At 39.4% G+C, this 16,018-nt stretch carries 10 protein-coding genes; 2 read left to right on the top strand and 8 right to left on the bottom strand.

The annotated features are described in order from the left end of the window. Positions 1–209 precede the first annotated feature (209 nt). On the top strand, positions 210–1,460 hold the full coding sequence (locus BT127_RS08630) for a vWA domain-containing protein (RefSeq protein ID WP_318257206.1): 1,251 nt from the start codon (positions 210–212) through the stop codon (positions 1,458–1,460). Next, on the top strand, positions 1,460–2,965 hold the full coding sequence (locus tag BT127_RS08635; RefSeq protein WP_075424622.1) for an ATP-binding protein: 1,506 nt from the start codon (positions 1,460–1,462) through the stop codon (positions 2,963–2,965). The genes BT127_RS08630 and BT127_RS08635 overlap by 1 nt, the downstream gene beginning before the upstream one ends. Before the next feature lie 918 nt (positions 2,966–3,883). Here BT127_RS08635 and BT127_RS08640 read toward each other — a convergent pair. The 8 genes from BT127_RS08640 to BT127_RS08680 all read right to left on the bottom strand — a co-directional run bounded on the left by BT127_RS08640 (position 3,884) and on the right by BT127_RS08680 (position 15,964). Then, a complete protein-coding gene (locus BT127_RS08640) occupies positions 3,884–5,602 on the bottom strand; it encodes a DUF262 domain-containing protein (protein WP_075424623.1) in 1,719 nt (572 codons plus the stop codon). 39 nt (positions 5,603–5,641) lie between these two features. Beyond that, on the bottom strand, positions 5,642–5,869 hold the full coding sequence (locus BT127_RS08645; RefSeq protein WP_075424624.1) for a hypothetical protein: 228 nt from the start codon (positions 5,867–5,869) through the stop codon (positions 5,642–5,644). A 60-nt stretch (positions 5,870–5,929) separates the two neighbouring features. Continuing rightward, entirely contained in the window at positions 5,930–8,770 is a 2,841-nt protein-coding gene (locus BT127_RS08650; protein ID WP_075424625.1) for a type I restriction endonuclease subunit R, read from the bottom strand. Next, positions 8,770–9,936, bottom strand: a complete 1,167-nt coding sequence (locus tag BT127_RS08655; RefSeq protein ID WP_075424626.1) for a restriction endonuclease subunit S — start codon at positions 9,934–9,936, stop codon at positions 8,770–8,772. The genes BT127_RS08650 and BT127_RS08655 overlap by 1 nt, the downstream gene beginning before the upstream one ends. Before the next feature lie 12 nt (positions 9,937–9,948). Then, positions 9,949–11,493, bottom strand: coding sequence for a class I SAM-dependent DNA methyltransferase (locus BT127_RS08660; RefSeq protein ID WP_075424627.1), 1,545 nt, complete (start codon positions 11,491–11,493; stop codon positions 9,949–9,951). A gap of 178 nt (positions 11,494–11,671) precedes the next feature. Next, positions 11,672–14,281, bottom strand: coding sequence for a DEAD/DEAH box helicase (locus tag BT127_RS08670; protein WP_075424628.1), 2,610 nt, complete (start codon positions 14,279–14,281; stop codon positions 11,672–11,674). Between the two features lie 2 nt (positions 14,282–14,283). Then, the gene (locus BT127_RS08675) at positions 14,284–15,774 is read right to left on the bottom strand and encodes a HamA C-terminal domain-containing protein (protein WP_139275478.1); all 1,491 of its coding nucleotides are present in this window, start codon (positions 15,772–15,774) and stop codon (positions 14,284–14,286) included. Continuing rightward, positions 15,755–15,964 carry a helix-turn-helix domain-containing protein gene (locus BT127_RS08680; RefSeq protein WP_075424630.1) on the bottom strand — a complete coding sequence of 70 codons (210 nt, stop codon included), beginning with the start codon at positions 15,962–15,964 and terminating at the stop codon, positions 15,755–15,757. The genes BT127_RS08675 and BT127_RS08680 overlap by 20 nt, the downstream gene beginning before the upstream one ends. Positions 15,965–16,018: the final 54 nt, after the last annotated feature.

Here is a 16,018-nt window from a genome sequence, read left to right on the forward strand (position 1 = left end):
GCTTCCCGGAAGCTGATACGGGAGCCGCTTTTTTTGTGCTTTGTCAGATTTGTTTTAGGGAACGAAAGGCGGTGGTGTTTTTGGACAGAGATGAGATAATCATTCATCTAAGCGGTCAGGTGTTGAATAATTGCAGAAATACGATAATTCTGAATCTGCGTTTTATGGACTCTGCTCTGAGCAGACTGAAACCTTTGCCGGTAGATTTTATGAAATTTGGCTCTGACGGAAGGCATCTGGTTTATTACCCGAATTTCCTGCTGAAAAGCTATGTCGATAATAATGCGCTGACTGTGCGGCGGTATTTTCATACTCTTCTGCATTGCGTGTTTCGGCACAATTTTGTCAGACTTGATATTGATCGCCGGCTTTGGGATATTGCCTGTGATGTTGCAGTTGAGAGCATGATCTACGGAATGTCTCTTCCACAGCTCGAAGCGGGACGCAGCAATCTTCTGATGCGTGAACTATGGCACTTTGAGAGTGAATTGAATATCATTACCGCTGAGAAGGTCTACAAGCTTTTCAGGGATGACCCTCCCGATGAACAGCAGCTCAGCGAACTGGAGGATAATTTTTCCCTTGATGATCATCGGCTTTGGTATATGCCTCCGAATGAGAAGGAGCAGCTCGGCATAGGTGGGAACAATAACGAAAACAGCAGCGATGATGAACAGATGCTCGGAGATAAGCAAGGCAGCAGCACTACTGAGGCACCAGCACTCTGCTCCGAGGCGGATTGGGCAGTTATTTCCAGACGAATACAGGTAGATATGGAGACTGTGTCAAAGACTCAGGGCGATAAGGCAGACAGTATGCTCCAGAGCTTGAAGGCACTCAACAGGGAAAAATATGACTATACCTCATTCCTGAAGAAGTTTGCCGTTATGGGAGAGGCAATGCAGGTGAACGATGATGAATTCGATTATATATACTACACCTATGGACTAAAGCTTTACAATAATATGCCGCTGATTGAGCCGCTGGAGTACAAAGACGTCAAGCGGATAAGGGAGTTCGTCATTGCCATTGATACGTCCGGCTCTGTGTCCGGAGACCTTGTTCAGACCTTTCTCAACAAGACATATAATATTATGAAGCAGACAGAGAGCTTTTTCAGAAAGATAAACGTCCACATTATTCAGTGTGATACCGAAATACAGGAACACGTTATGATCACGTCGCAGGAGGAATTCGATAATTATATTGCTCGTATGGCGCTTCACGGCTTTGGCGGAACGGATTTTAGACCTGTGTTCTTACTTGTGGATAAGCTGCTTGAACAGAAGAAATTCACCAATCTGAAAGGGCTGATTTATTTCACAGACGGTTACGGAGACTTTCCTGAAAGGAAGCCACCTTACGAGACTGCATTCGTTTTCGTTGAGGAGGATGAGACCTATGTGCCGCAGGTTCCGCCCTGGGCGATAAAACTTGTTTTAATGGAGGATGAGATCTGATGAATATTGCACAGGCAAAGGAACAAATAAAAAACACTATGACGGCATACTTCGCAAAGGACGAATTCGGCGAATATCTGATACCGGAGGAGGAGCAGCGCCCGGTGTTCCTTATAGGACCTCCCGGAATCGGCAAGACAGCCATTATGCAGCAGATTGCACAGGAATTTGGAGTCGGTCTGGTCTCATATTCAATGACCCACCACACAAGGCAGTCCGCTCTGGGACTTCCCTTCATCGAGAAAAAAACATTCGGAGGCAAAGAGTACCGCATTTCGGAGTACACAATGTCAGAGATCATCGCCAGTGTTTATGAGGTTATGGAGAATACAGGCGTAAAGGGGGGCATACTCTTTATCGACGAGATAAACTGCGTCAGTGAGACACTTGCCCCGTCAATGCTACAGTTTTTGCAGTATAAGGTCTTTGGCAGCCACAAGGTGCCGAACGGCTGGATAGTTGTCACTGCGGGAAATCCGCCGGAGTACAATAATTCTGTCAGGGAGTTTGACATAGTTACATGGGACAGACTGAAGGTCATTGAAGTCGAGCCGGAATTCAGCGTATGGACGCACTATGCCGCAAAGAAAAATATCCACCCGTCCATAACGACCTATCTTAACATAAAGAAGGATAATTTTTACCTCATCGAGACTACGGTCGATGGCAAAAGCTATGTAACTGCCCGCGGCTGGAACGACCTGTCAAATATGATATGGCTGATGGAGAAGAACAATATCACTGTAAATGAAATGCTGATCTCGCAGTATCTCCGCCACAAGGGCATAGCAAGGGATTTTGCGATATACTACGACTTGTTCAACAAATACAAGTCTGACTACCAGATCAAGGACATCCTTTCGGGAAAGGTCACCAAGCAGCTCCGGGAAAGAGCCTCCGCTGCCGCCTTTGATGAAAGGCTCAGCATTATCGGTCTGCTGCTTGACGGCCTCGGACACGAATTCAAGAGCATCTGTATTGCAGAAATGGCTCTCAGGAAATATATGATGTTCATTAAGGAACTGCGGCGGAATAAGACTGACTACAACGGTATCACCGCAGAAATTGTCAGAAAGGGTCTGGATAAATACAGGAGTGATTTTTCGGCTGCGAAGCTTGCAGCGGGTGTATCTGCTGACGAAAAAGCCACCTTTCACAGAACTGTGAAGATCATAGAGGTGCTTGAAAAAAAGCTGACGATCGACAGAGGTTCAAGCGATGACATTATACGGTCAGATTTTCAGGTTCGCAAGGAAGGGCTTCTGGAAGTATCGCCTGCAGCTGGCAAAATGCTGGAAAATGCTTTCGGATTCGTTGAGGATTGCTTTGGCATCGGTCAGGAAATGATGATATTTATAACCGAGTTGACAATCAATCCCTATGCGTCATCATTTATCTCAAAATATGGCAGCGAGAAATATTTCAAGTACAACAAGGAGATGCTCCTGCATCAGAGAGGTATGCAGCTCACTGCCGAGATAGCAGAACTGCAGCTTGATGAATGAAAGCTATGAGCCTTATCAATTTAGAGTATGATTACTGCTGCTTTAGAAAAACTGCCTCAGAAAACGCTTTTGATTTCCATTTATAATGCCTACAAGGGACGGCTGAGACTCCCTTTGACTGAGTATGAAGATTATTATGTGGATATCGCTGACCCTGAAAATCCACAGAAAAGCATTAAGAAGCGTGGGTTCAAGACTTCTCTTCCAAAAATTGATCATATCACTCATACAAACTAGTTCTAATTAAGGCAATACTGTCAGAGTGTGATTCTAATGGTCGAGTATCGATTGATCGAATCGTAGATTCCTTCAGCGACTACTACTCTGCTCGGAAAAATGCAGGGATACTTTCAGAAATAAGTGATAGTATATTTGCAAAAGAAACATGTGATAGAAAGTCTGTTCAAATGCTGATTCTCCGATATCACAAATTCTTTCCCATACAAAAACACTTGGAATGCTTGAAATAGAATCTACAATATGGAAGAACCTGACTTCGGATGAGAAATTATCGCTCATTCAATTATGCGATGAGAAACTCGATTCGTATTTTTAGCATTTACAAGCATAAGTGTTTCCAAATTGCGTCACTGCTCAGATTTTTTCCCTCCAACTACATAAGGTCGGGTGCTTTTAGTAAGTCAAAGCGCACTGTATCTCCGAGAGACACTGGACTTATTTCCAAGGACAGGAAAAATCCACTCCGCGATAATTTCATCATTTCTGCATAATAGAAAAAGTGCCGAATTTTCGGCACTTTTCTTATGCTCTCTATTTTTTTCTTGACATCAATACCACGCACTCAACGTGCCTCGACTTTCTCGATTTGATGTTTTGGCGTGAAATACTGTGACTTTGAGTAGCGGGGGATATAAACAATGCTCTTATCGCTACGGGGAGATATGGCTGCAATAATGCTTATATTTTCCATAGATTACGAGCCTGAATATAAAGCCATTGAGCGCGAGCTTCTATTTCAGATTCATCCCATACATCTTTTTCAAGGGCTGCACTTAATGTGATGAGTCCATCAGCGCAAATTTTTAATCCAAGTTTATTCCTCTTACCTGTTTTCTTTGTAGTCCAGTTTGCATCTCGAATAGAGGCATTGAGGGACTGTGTAATAATTGCAAGATTTCCAAGAGTAAGTAGCTTTGAGTCTCGTTCTTTAGCGAGTTCTTCAGTCTGCAAAGGCTCCCAGTTGTTACGCCATTTTTTAGGAATAAGGTGCTCCAAGCTATAGCCATCAAAGCCGAGTAAGACTGTTGCACTATTCGCCGGTCTTATACCGCTTTCAATAAGATATAGTATGCCTCTCGTCTGCAAGTTATAAAGCTTTGAAAATTTGAATCCGTTTTCAAGATCAGCGTCTGAAGGAACATAAGATGTACTGTCGTCTGCTTCAAGTAATCGCTTACTCAAAGTATCCGCATCGCAAACCTGATTCAGTATCAGAGAAGTATATAGATTATTATAGTTTTTCGTTGTTGCATGAACTACCATTCGTCTCATAACATAGCTTTCAAGCACTCTGCATAACTGATTAAAATCGTTTTGACTGGTTACTCGTTTGGCAAGGAATAAAACGTATGGAATCATAGTGGCGTTCTTTAAACCAAAAATAATCACATTCAATCTCTCAATACCATATGTAGCAGGCAATGCACGCTGGCAACAAGAAGGATCGAATATTTCGCGGAAACAATCCGCATATTCCTTAAGTTTTGACAGAATGACATTCTTATCGGAATTACAGTACTTATTAATGAAATGCTGATATGATTTTGAGAGGTGATCAACTCGTGCGTACATTAGTTTATCTTCTGTAGAAACACTGTAGGTGCTGTCCTGAACGAATATTTGGAAATATGAGTCGAAGAAAATATCAATCATACTTCTACGGATTCGTCCGGATTCTATTTCAGTATCCCAAAATGTTTTTGCGTCATCATCTTTCTCAAATACTCCAGCCCATTTTTCTTTATACTCAGACACATTATTACGATTAAAGAAGTAGTTTTTTAGTAATTCAGCAGTTGTCAGTCTTACACCCAGTGAATTAATTGTGTCAAAAACCTGCTGCTCGTCTTCATCTTCTGCCAAATCAATGCATACAAACTGAACGTTCTGACGTATAATCGTTCTATCAAATTGTGAAGCATCAATATTCTGGCAAAAATAGTTAAAGGCTTCAATTATCTGCGATTTAGGTTCACGGTTATCAATGGGATCGGCTGACTGTGCATCGACGACTTTTTTGAATGAATCAATGTCGTTTTGACCATGTCTTAATGCAACAGACTCGTCTTCCAAGACAAAATCTCTTTCAAATAATCTGTTTTCATTATTTTTAAGACATAAGACCTTCATGAAAATCAATAACGTGGTCAACCTTTGCTGCCCATCAATTATAACCTTGCATTCGGAATATCTTTCCCAAGTGTTAAGTATTCTGCCACTCTTCAGGATTATTGATCCCATAAAATACTGCTTCCGTGTGGATGTAACGTATTTTAAATCTTCCAACAAGCGTTCCCATTGCTCCTCGTTCCAGACATAAGCCCTTTGATAAAAAGGAACCTCTAATAAACGAGAACCGTTGAATATTCCGCTTATTAATATTTCGCCTGCTTTCATTGATGTTTTGACCTCCTTCTGCCTTTTCTAAGTCTGTATTTATACGCCCAGATGCTTCTCGAAAACTGCCATGATTTCCTCGACGCGCTTGTCGCCGATGCCTTTGATCTGCCGGAGGTCTTTTTCAACCTCCCGCAGATCAATAGACTTGCCGTCTTTCTCCAGCAATCCGTCAGCATAGCGCATCAAGAAAGCTTGAAGTTCTTCACGGCTCATTTTCTTTATCGCTCGGTAGGTGTCCCGGTCGATAATCTTCTGTTCTGGCATTCAATCACTCCTGATTATTTTTTACTCATCTCGATGCTCAGCAATAGTCATATGCAGATATTATAAAACAGCTTCAATATCTTCTATCAGTGACATGATCTCAACATTGTTAAACATCCCATTGAAATTCAACTCTTCTTTGAGTAAATCTGCTCTTGAAAAGCCGCCGTTTTGTGCTATATAGTCAAGTAAAATATCTACATATTTGCACTGCATATCATTTAAGCCTTTGCTTTTCTGAGTGGTCACAAACTGTTGCTTAGCAGCTATATTTATACCTATCGTTTTTCTGACAAACCAGATAATATCGTTATCAGTAGCGAATATGGTTTCATACTCTTCTGAGGTGGTTGCTAAAGAAGTCGTTTCATCTTTAAATGCTGTCAAATCCTCGGATGTAGGCTTAATCAGATTAAAGATAGTATTAACCAAACTGTTATCTAAATGTGTTTTGATAAAAAACTCTATCTTTTCTTCAAGGCTCTTAAAGTCTTCAACAGTAACGCTAAAATCAACATCTTCGTCATCAGCATCCTCTGTAGAAGAAATCTTATCATTAAAGTCGGAAATGATAGGCTCAATAATCTCCTTTTCAATATATCGCATTAAATCTCTTATGCCCACTCGAATGGAGTCCATTTTAGTAACGGAAGTGTTTGTAAGGAAATCATCAGATTTTATATACTCTAAATCGCTCATGTGACTTGCAACTTCTGGAATATGAGATTTATTGATTGCTAAGTATGTAGCTAAAGTATATATTGTTTTAGCTGTCATTGCAAATGTGTTGTTCTTGTTAAACTTCGTAGCAGAGAATTTATAGCATAACAAGTCAAAGAAGCGAGCAGAGCTTGTATCAATCTCTCCAACAATGCAGGGAGCAATGTGCTGTTTGATCTCAACAAAGTTCGCCTGCTTAAAGTTCTGCCAACTTGATGATTTGGCGTATTTCTCTACATATTTGAGATTTTTTTGAACGCTAATAAAATTAGAATTGAGTGCTGCAACCTCATCAACCAATGCAGAATATAATTCGTTGTAGTAAGTGATCTCCTCAGAGTTGAGTGAGTTCATATTAACTTGCATCATACGAAACAACGCAACTTTTTCCATAAAGATTTTCTGGTTGAGTGAAAGAACAGCGTCCGACCTATCTTCTTTTCCGTCTGGATTCAATTTGAAGAAAGGAAAAACATTGCAAACATCAAACACAAGAAAGCCCTGTTTTGACTTGTAATGCTGTCGTTCTTTGTCGTTTGTCAATCTTTCAAAATATGCTTTTGAAGGTGAAACGATATCTAATTCATCACAGGTGCGAGTGCCTCTACCTATCATTTGCCAAAACTTGATTTTTGAAAGGATACGTTTAAAGAACACCAGATTAACCACTTCCGGAATATCAACACCTGTATCCATCATATCTACAGAAATGACAATTCTTATATCTTGTTTATATTTAAACTCCTTTTGAAGCACATCATTATATTTGATTTTATTGTCAATAACTACACAATAATCGACGCCATTGCTTCCTTTAGGATTGCATAATTCAGGATACATTTTTCTGAAAGCATCTTGTATCAGCAAAGCATGATTGTGATCACGGGCAAAAATTATGGTTTTACCCAGTAAATCGCCATTATTGACTTTCAATCCTTCTTCCATTAAATCTCGTAGAACTTTCCTTATTGTATCAAGATTCGTTATTTCGGAATAGAAATTCTTACCCTCGATTTTCTCAGGGAGACTTCCGTCATCTTCAGTAAACAATTCCTCATACTTTTCCTTATCTTCATCGGAAAGTCCTTCGTAAGTCAAGCCGTACTTCAGTATGTCGGGTGTTCGATCTAACGCTCTAAAGTATCTGAGGTAGCCATCTTTTACCGCCTTTATTAAGTCATACTCGTAATTAGGCAGCTCGTTATCGATGTTGAAAACAGTGAAAGTAGATTTATGAATATCGTTTCTTGGAGTTGCAGTTAAGCCAATCATCATCGAATCAAAATAATCGAAAATATCGGCAAACTTGTTAAATAGACTTCTATGTGCTTCGTCTACGATAATTAAATTGAAATGCCCGATACCATATGGACATGTTGAGGTATCCTTTATCATTGATAGCATTGATTGATATGTTGAAAAAACAATTCTTGCATCAGTTGAGCCAGTCACCTTGCCGTCAATAATCGTTGCCATCGGAACTGTAGGAAGGTACTTCTCATAGGTTTCTTCTTTTGCCTGTGTAACAAGGTTTTTTCTGTCTGCAAGGAATAGTATTCTTTTAACAAAATTGTTCCTTATCATTATCTCAGAAACGGCACATGATACTCTGGTTTTGCCTGTTCCTGTAGCAAGAACTATCAACGAACGTGAACGCTTTTTCTTGATGTTTTTGAATATCTCCGCTATCGCATCTTGCTGATAATATCTCTCACATATCTCAGCTTTGGGAGTAATATCAACAAGATCATAGTTCCTTCGTTGCAGTAAGTATTCAAGCTCTTCCTTTTTATGAAAACCGAACACTGTTCTTGGAGGATATACTCCGTCAATGATAGTTATGTTATATCCATTTGTATAATAGATTATCGGACGGATGCCATACTTTAGCTCCAAAGCATCGGCATATAAGCAAGCCTGAACCCTGCCTTGTTCTTCATTAGCGACAGATTTTTTTGCCTCGATTAATGCCATTGGCTTTCCATCATCGCTAAACAGCACATAATCAACAAAGCCGTTGCCTGTCGGATTATCACTGGTTTTCGGCATATTGGAAACAGGAATCTCAATACAAGCTTTGTTTTTTTCTATTAACTGCTTTGTTGTTAATACATTCCAACCTGCATTCCTTAGTTTAGGATCGATAAGCTGATCTCTGGTTTCTTTTTCAGACCTTGCCATTATTGCACCTCCAATGAAAAGTATTTATCTAATTGTTTGTTAAGTAACTCATAGTAAAAGCTTTGACGTTTTTTTAGAACGGCAATTACATTCTCAATATCATTTGCTAAATCTATGAATTCTTGTTGAACATCAGTTGGTGGCACCGGAGCAATTACTTTTTTGATGTCTTTAGCTGCGATATTCTTTTTGGCAGTTTTCTTAACATACGCATCAAGTCGTGCTTGTCCCAAATCACCCGTCATGAAATAGTATAAAAACAGAGGCTTGATGCAATCAGGGTTTGCTTTGATTCGTATTAAATTTGGGCTTATGTTTGCACCAACAAGTTCTTCATCAGTTATTATACCTATTCTTTTGGCGCAAGAACCATCGCCACGCACTGCCATTACAATATCATTCATTTCAATAACTGTTTCTGGGAAATCAGAATTTGCTTTATCATATACATACACATAATTTTCATGTCCCAATTGCATATGACCATCTCTTAAAATGTTTCCAATTCTAATAACCTTAACGCCGTCTTCCAAGTATTCCATACCATAAAAAGTAGGGTATCTGTAAATCGTGTCGCAAATCTTGTCTAAAGGCTGTTGGTTCCATTTTTTGGATTGTTCTGGTTCCTCAAATAAAGAGAAGAAACGTGAGGCTAATAGTTCACGATATAAGTCTATCTGCTTATCGACGGCATTGATTGTTGAAAGAATATGATCTAATTCTTCAATCACTCTTCTCTGAACAGGTAATTCGGGAATATCTACGATTAACCGTTTCATATTGTCATCATTTATCGCAGACATTGTTGAACCATGACTTTTACCGTCTTTAATGCTATTAAATAATGGTGACATGAATAAATATTTAAGATATGACGGCTCAATTCTACTGTCTCTAAAACAATAAAAGCCAGTGGAAAAAACATAATCCTGAGATAAATCATCTACTTGAACAACTTTTATTGAATCTTGCATTTTCGCAAAAAGCACATCTCCGACTGTCACACAAATGTTGGCTCTTGAAGGCTTTTTTTCATAAGTGACCATTTCACCGTCGATGATTTTATTGTTTTGCACTGATCCAGTATCAATGTAGAGGCGTTCACCATCATATGGTTTACACGATTTACCGCTTTTTTTTATATCCGTTATAAAGCGTAATTTCATAGCTTCACCCCATTATAGCTTTATTTTATCTCTTAATTCAGCTTCTTGCTCAACAGTAGCCATTATATCAGCAAAAATCTCCTCTACAGAACGGTGTTCTCTTTCGCAATATGGCATATCTTTATATTCGTTCAGTGCGAGAATATAGTTTTTAGCTCTTATCTCGTCAACAGGAACAAGAAATGATTTGTCTTTTCTTGAACGAGATTTTTCATCGGATAGATGTTTGTATCTTTTGATAATATCTGGAATATCTGTACCTTCAATTGGAGTACGCTTTACATCTAAAGAGAAACCATCATTTTGCATATCGTAAAACCAAACATTATCAGTTCCACCATTATCAGTTTTTTGAAAAATTATAAAGTAAGTCTTTACACCAGCACCTTTTGATGAAGAGCCTTTTTTGCTTGGGGCTGCAAAAATACCTGATGGCATAGATATTACGCCTATAAGTTTCTGACGATCTACCAGTTCTTTTCTAAGACTTGTGTAAGCATTTTCATTTGAGTTTTCCAAAACGCCACTTGGAACAATCGACATACCTCTTCCGCCTATTTTGAGAAGCTGAATCATCAAAGTGACAAATAATAACTCTGTTCTCTTGGTCTTGGTTATCGTAAGTATCTGACCATTAGTTGCGGATTCAACAAGACTTCCTGAGAATGGTGGATTCTGTAACACGAGGTCAAACTTTCCGATAAGGTCTTTGGCGTTTTCATGCTCCAGTAATGAATCAATGGATATAATTGGCGATTTAATATTATGAAGAATACAATTCATATATCCGATACGAGCCATATTAGTATCATTATCACAACCATAAAACATTTCAGAATTAAACTTCTTTTTCTTTTGTGCGTTAAGAAGTTCAGTTTCCTGATTAAGTTGGATATAACGGGCAGATTCAATCAAAAATCCTGCTGTTCCCATTGCGGGATCAATGATTTTCTCACCAAGTCTCGGCTGCATCATTTCCACAGCCATATCAATAATATGGCGAGGAGTTCTATACTGTCCTGAGATTCCTGATCCGCACATATACTCATAGACATCACCCATGACATCGGTTTGGGTAAAATCAAATTCATCGTCAGACAGCTTATCAACAACGGAAGTCAAAAGACGCTCCTTATCATCAAATCCGAATGTATACTTTTTAGCATAATCGGCAAACTTTCCAACTGCTGTATTGTTCGGATCCTTGATGAATGGTATCACATAATTCTTTATTCTCGTTGCAAGATCTTCGGCATTAAGGTGTTTGAAATTGCGCCACCTTAAATCTGCGTACGGAATTTCAAAACGTAGCACCTTCTCTCCGTTTATCATTTCATAATACTTGTATTTGCCACCTTTAAATGTCAGCTCGCTTTGAGGCGGCTCGACTCCGATAATAGAAGCCTGAGCTTCAACAGCAGCTTGCTTATCATCAAGCATCTTAATAAACATAAGTGTTGTAAGCTGATTAACTATTTCAGAAGTCTGTGCCATGTTTTCATTATAAAAGTCTTGCCAAATCGCGTCAATTTTACTTTTCAAACTACCTAAAATCATGTTATCCTCCTTAGCTACGCATTAGATTACATATATTTGATTGCTTTTCTACATTCAGCCGCAGGAATATGTCCCCACAGAACACACGCTGCATCCCACAATTGCTTTTCAAAGCCGATGTTGGCGTTTGTCTTATCAGCCATGTTAATTACCTCCATTGTGAAGTAAGCTTTGTAGCTTACTGTTTATCATTTATAAATAGTTCAGGAACATTGTTGTACACAGCTTTTGCTTCCTCCTGAACGCTCCTTCTTGAACAAGCTAAAACAGCCATATTCAGCTTAATACCATCTTCGGTGTGCTCTAAATATTGATTCCCATGCTTTTGAATATAGGTGGCAACCTCAGATGAGAAACCGTTTTTCTGTAATAGTATACAAGTCTTTTCTGTTGTGCCATATTCGACATACTCATACCAGTCATTAGTAAGATATTCTTTGTTACCAAACTTTTTTAACTCGGTAGACACACGCATGAAGTAGTTTGATAGCCTAAACAAAAGAATGTCATTTATATCATTTAAAGTATCCTCAACCACTTTGTTATAGTGCTCTGCGCAATCAACAAATGGGATGGATTCGTGATTGATATAAATTGTTTTCCCCCGCCTATAGTTAATGGCTTCTTCAATCATATATTTTGTACCTTTTCCGGAGAGCCATTGAATCAAAAAATTAGCGTAGAACTTTAACTTACTATGAACACCATCCTTGATATATCCAAGCGTTCCTGACTCGTATATTTCCCAATCAAAAACATCACACAACTTTTCTAAAAACTCAAGTGTAGCTTGATAATTAATGTTTCCATAATAGTCTACACGTGGATATTTCAGACCACCTTCGATCGCATTAACAAGAGCACTTACCTGATCCAGAGATAAGTTGATATCGTCGTCTGGCTCAGTTTTTCTGCCTGTAAATTGCTTCTTGATTAGTATAATATCTTCGGCTGTAATAACGCACTCAAATTCTCGACTGATTCTTCCTTTACGATCAAGCATGATATCACGAAGCAAAATATTTGCTGTTTTTCGCATAAGAGCGAAACCTTCATCAGTTTGACCGTTGAGTTTTTCAAGTTTAGTCTTTCCAGCTTTCAAGCATTCGCGGATGTATGCTTTTTCTTCATTGCTGATCGTGTTAATCGAAAGAATCTGTAGCTCTATATCTTTTCTGAGAAGAGTAACATAATTATGAGGCTCAGTACTTCCATTCGGCAGACAGACCAGAAATGCATTTCCAAATAGACTGTATTGTAGCCTACCAACACGACCGATAAGATTTCTGAATTCTACTGCTGACATCGGAGAGGAGCCGTTTTTGTAATCTGTAATGAACAGATTGTCTGCAGGAAGATTAACGCCTTCCAATAAAGTACTGGTGCAGAAGATCGTATGTACACCACCGTCTCGCTTTCGGAACAGCTCTTCTATTCGTAGGCGAATGCTGGTAGGAAGATAGCCAACATGATAAGCTACGCCTCTTTCGATAGTATCGGCAAGATAGTAGTGGTCGTGTATTTCCTCTCGAATTTCATCAGCAAGGGCGATCAAATCCGGATCATTTATCACTGGGAGAGCATCTGCGTATTCTCTTGCAAATTCAACGACCTTCCATTTGGCATTGCAATATACAAGGTTCTTTTTTCCAGCTCCCAACTTTATCAGGAAAGATTGCAATGTCATGCTCGGATCAAATGATGCAAGTGTGTGCAGTTCCTGCGTCAACGGATTATAATAGCCCAAGTCTTGAGAACGTAAATCAATCAAAAATTTCTCTTGACTGACTGGTGTGTACGTTGATATATAATGAGTACGTTCACCAGTTATCACACTGGGGACAAGTTCAAGGTAAACTCCGGGATTAGGTATATGCGGTGACGCAAAAATAATATGTGGGTGCGGTTCTTCTCGATAAAGCATCTCTACGATCTGATAGTAGAAAGCACTACGTCCTTCTTTGTCAGAGATTTTCTGCGCTTCATCAATGAACAGATAGTGTATCGGTATATCTGGATATCCGATCAGTTGATACATTAAGCGTTCCGGCGTCATTACGAAGATATATTTATGTTCGTTCTTATCCTGAAGGATAGCAGCACCCGCAGATGTGACAATTCTATAATCATGCGCTCGAAGCAAACTGCCGAGATTATCAGACAGCTCCTTCGATACCTCGTTTATCAGTGCCTTTGTCGGAATGATAACAGCGAAGTTGCAATTGCTTTCATTTTTGATTTGCTCCCTTATAAATGTGCGCATCACGAAGGATTTACCCATTGATGTCGGTCCCGAATAGCTGAAAAAGCTATCGCCAGCCATGTGGTCAAATACTTCTTTTTGAGAATCCAGAAAAAACTTGTCTTGCTCCGAAGGAATACGCAAATATTCTTTTATCGTTTCCTCCGATAGCCGTTCAAGGATTCCTGCTTCCTGATAATCAGGCGTACTGTTCTGCAAGCCGAGATAATTGTTTGTGCTTGCAAGCACGGAACCCATTACATATTCTATTTCCTTGTCGCCGGGGATAAGCTGATTCAAAAGTGTGACAATCTCCTGCGCCAAAGAACGATGCATTTCATATAGAGGTACCTGTACAGATTTTGAAAGCAGATCAGCAAAAGTCAATGCGTCTTCTGTGTACATCTCTTTCGGCGCAATAGTTTCAATATGAAATATCCGCAGGAAGTAGTTATGCAATATCGCATCGTATATTTCACGCAGATATTCATTCTGTTCTAATCCGTGAAATATGGAATAGCCGAGCTTGTTGTTCTGTTCAGTCATTATCATGCACCTCCCAACAGCTCGTCCATGATCTGTTTTTTGTCATTCTCCGCATCATTGAAAGGCAGGAAATAGAAGTAATACGAATGCATTGTCAGGTTTAGCTCTGTAGCCTTCTTTTCGATATATGGTACAGCCTCACGTATATCAGCCTTCATTTTTTCAACAGCAAGTGTGCGGAAATCATCATTGTCATCTTCGGATACATTTATAGTGTATCCAATAAAAATACCGAATGCCATATCTGGTGCTGCGGTTCGCTGCTTGCTCGGAATGATAATCTGCTTTAAACGTTCAGTGGTTTCTGGATCATAAGTGTTGTTAAAAAGTGTGCTTTCGACCATCTGACGTTCATTTTTTCGACCATTTTTAATTACCGCAAGAACTTCAAATGCGGTATCTATAGCATCGATGATACTGCCACTGATACTGGATGCTCCAAACACAAGTTGGTAGCAGATTTCGCCGTTCACTTTTTTCTTTAATAAGTGAACACTATCACTTTTGCTTTTGAACCTATGCGCATCTGTTGTAATCTCAACCTTACTTAGAAGCTTTGGTGCATGAAGACCGCCCTCCATAAAAGTGAACAGCAACATTTCGCCCAGCTCATTACCAGTACCTTTTTCGTCTGGCTGCCCATTTTCTTTCATTAAACGCAGTGCTTTTATACCAATGCTCCGAGCTTTCTTTCGTTCTTCAAAGTTCTTAATCTGTGTGCGTGAGTACACATACATTCCTACGCTATCAAGGAGATACTCGTTAAGATTTTCATAGTTGAAAGCAGAGTCGGAAATATCCAAATAATACAATCCGATACCACTTTTATTCTTAAGCGCAAGAGCCTCATCGTGATCAACCTTACGGAATACCGCCTCAAAGTCATCGCAGTCCAGCGTGATGTCAAGCTCCTCAGTATTTAAGATTTTGCTTTCTTCAAGTCTTATAAGGCTTCCGTCAAAGCCCGTTACATATTCTTCAGTTACTTCAGCAATGTCATTCTTTCCGGATTTATTCTCTACTTCAGTAGCTGTGAAATGGAAAATGTCTGCAAAGAAGGCAGCAGGATCAAATGCGGTCTTATATGCAAGTTCTGCTTTGGATAAGGAGCCGATCTTTGTACTGTCACTTGCCGTAGACAGTGCCATATTCTGTAATGCAAGAATCGCCTGCGGGATCATTTCCGCTTTCAGCAAAGGCAGTACATACTTGCTCATTCCGCTGGATATCTGCGAAAGATCAGCTTCTCTCATAGGCTGAATCACATTTTTGGGAGAGAGATTGTTATCGCATGACATCAAACGGCTGATATGTCCGGCATCTGTTCCCATAATATTACCGGTATACTCATTCAGAGTTTTTACAACTGCTTCACAGAGGGTTTTATTATGTACTTGTGGCTTGGCACATATTTTTAGTACTGTTATAAATGCCGCAAAACATAGTGTCATTAATTTTCCCTCCGTTTTTTCTTTATTTTCCTTCTTTAACAAAATCTATGAGATCCCCTATATTGCATTCCATGACTACACATATCCTGCCAAGTACATCTAAGCTGACTGCTTCGCCTCTTCCCATTTTTGCCATAGTGGAGGAGGTTATTTTTGTTTTCTCCATGAGATCTTTTTTCATCATATTCTTATCAATAAGCAACTTCCAAAGCTTATTATAACTGTATACCATGATTCCGCCTCCTTCCTTTCAAAAATCTATGAGCATTGGCAGGCAGCTCAATAA

The sequence above is a fragment of the Ruminococcus sp. XPD3002 genome (genome assembly GCA_900119535.1).
Classification (GTDB): Bacteria; Bacillota; Clostridia; order Oscillospirales; family Ruminococcaceae; genus Ruminococcus; species Ruminococcus flavefaciens_H.

What these genes read in the sequence shown, in the direction of transcription:
- BT127_RS08630 (WP_318257206.1), top strand. Translation starts at nt 210, where the DNA reads ATGAAATTTGGCTCTGACGGAAGGCATCTGGTTTATTACCCGAATTTC.
- BT127_RS08660 (WP_075424627.1), bottom strand. Translation starts at nt 11,493, where the DNA reads ATGATTTTAGGTAGTTTGAAAAGTAAAATTGACGCGATTTGGCAAGAC.
- BT127_RS08640 (WP_075424623.1), bottom strand. Translation starts at nt 5,602, where the DNA reads ATGAAAGCAGGCGAAATATTAATAAGCGGAATATTCAACGGTTCTCGT.
- BT127_RS08655 (WP_075424626.1), bottom strand. Translation starts at nt 9,936, where the DNA reads ATGAAATTACGCTTTATAACGGATATAAAAAAAAGCGGTAAATCGTGT.
- BT127_RS08670 (WP_075424628.1), bottom strand. Translation starts at nt 14,281, where the DNA reads ATGACTGAACAGAACAACAAGCTCGGCTATTCCATATTTCACGGATTA.
- BT127_RS08635 (WP_075424622.1), top strand. Translation starts at nt 1,460, where the DNA reads ATGAATATTGCACAGGCAAAGGAACAAATAAAAAACACTATGACGGCA.
- BT127_RS08680 (WP_075424630.1), bottom strand. Translation starts at nt 15,964, where the DNA reads ATGGTATACAGTTATAATAAGCTTTGGAAGTTGCTTATTGATAAGAAT.
- BT127_RS08645 (WP_075424624.1), bottom strand. Translation starts at nt 5,869, where the DNA reads ATGCCAGAACAGAAGATTATCGACCGGGACACCTACCGAGCGATAAAG.
- BT127_RS08650 (WP_075424625.1), bottom strand. Translation starts at nt 8,770, where the DNA reads ATGGCAAGGTCTGAAAAAGAAACCAGAGATCAGCTTATCGATCCTAAA.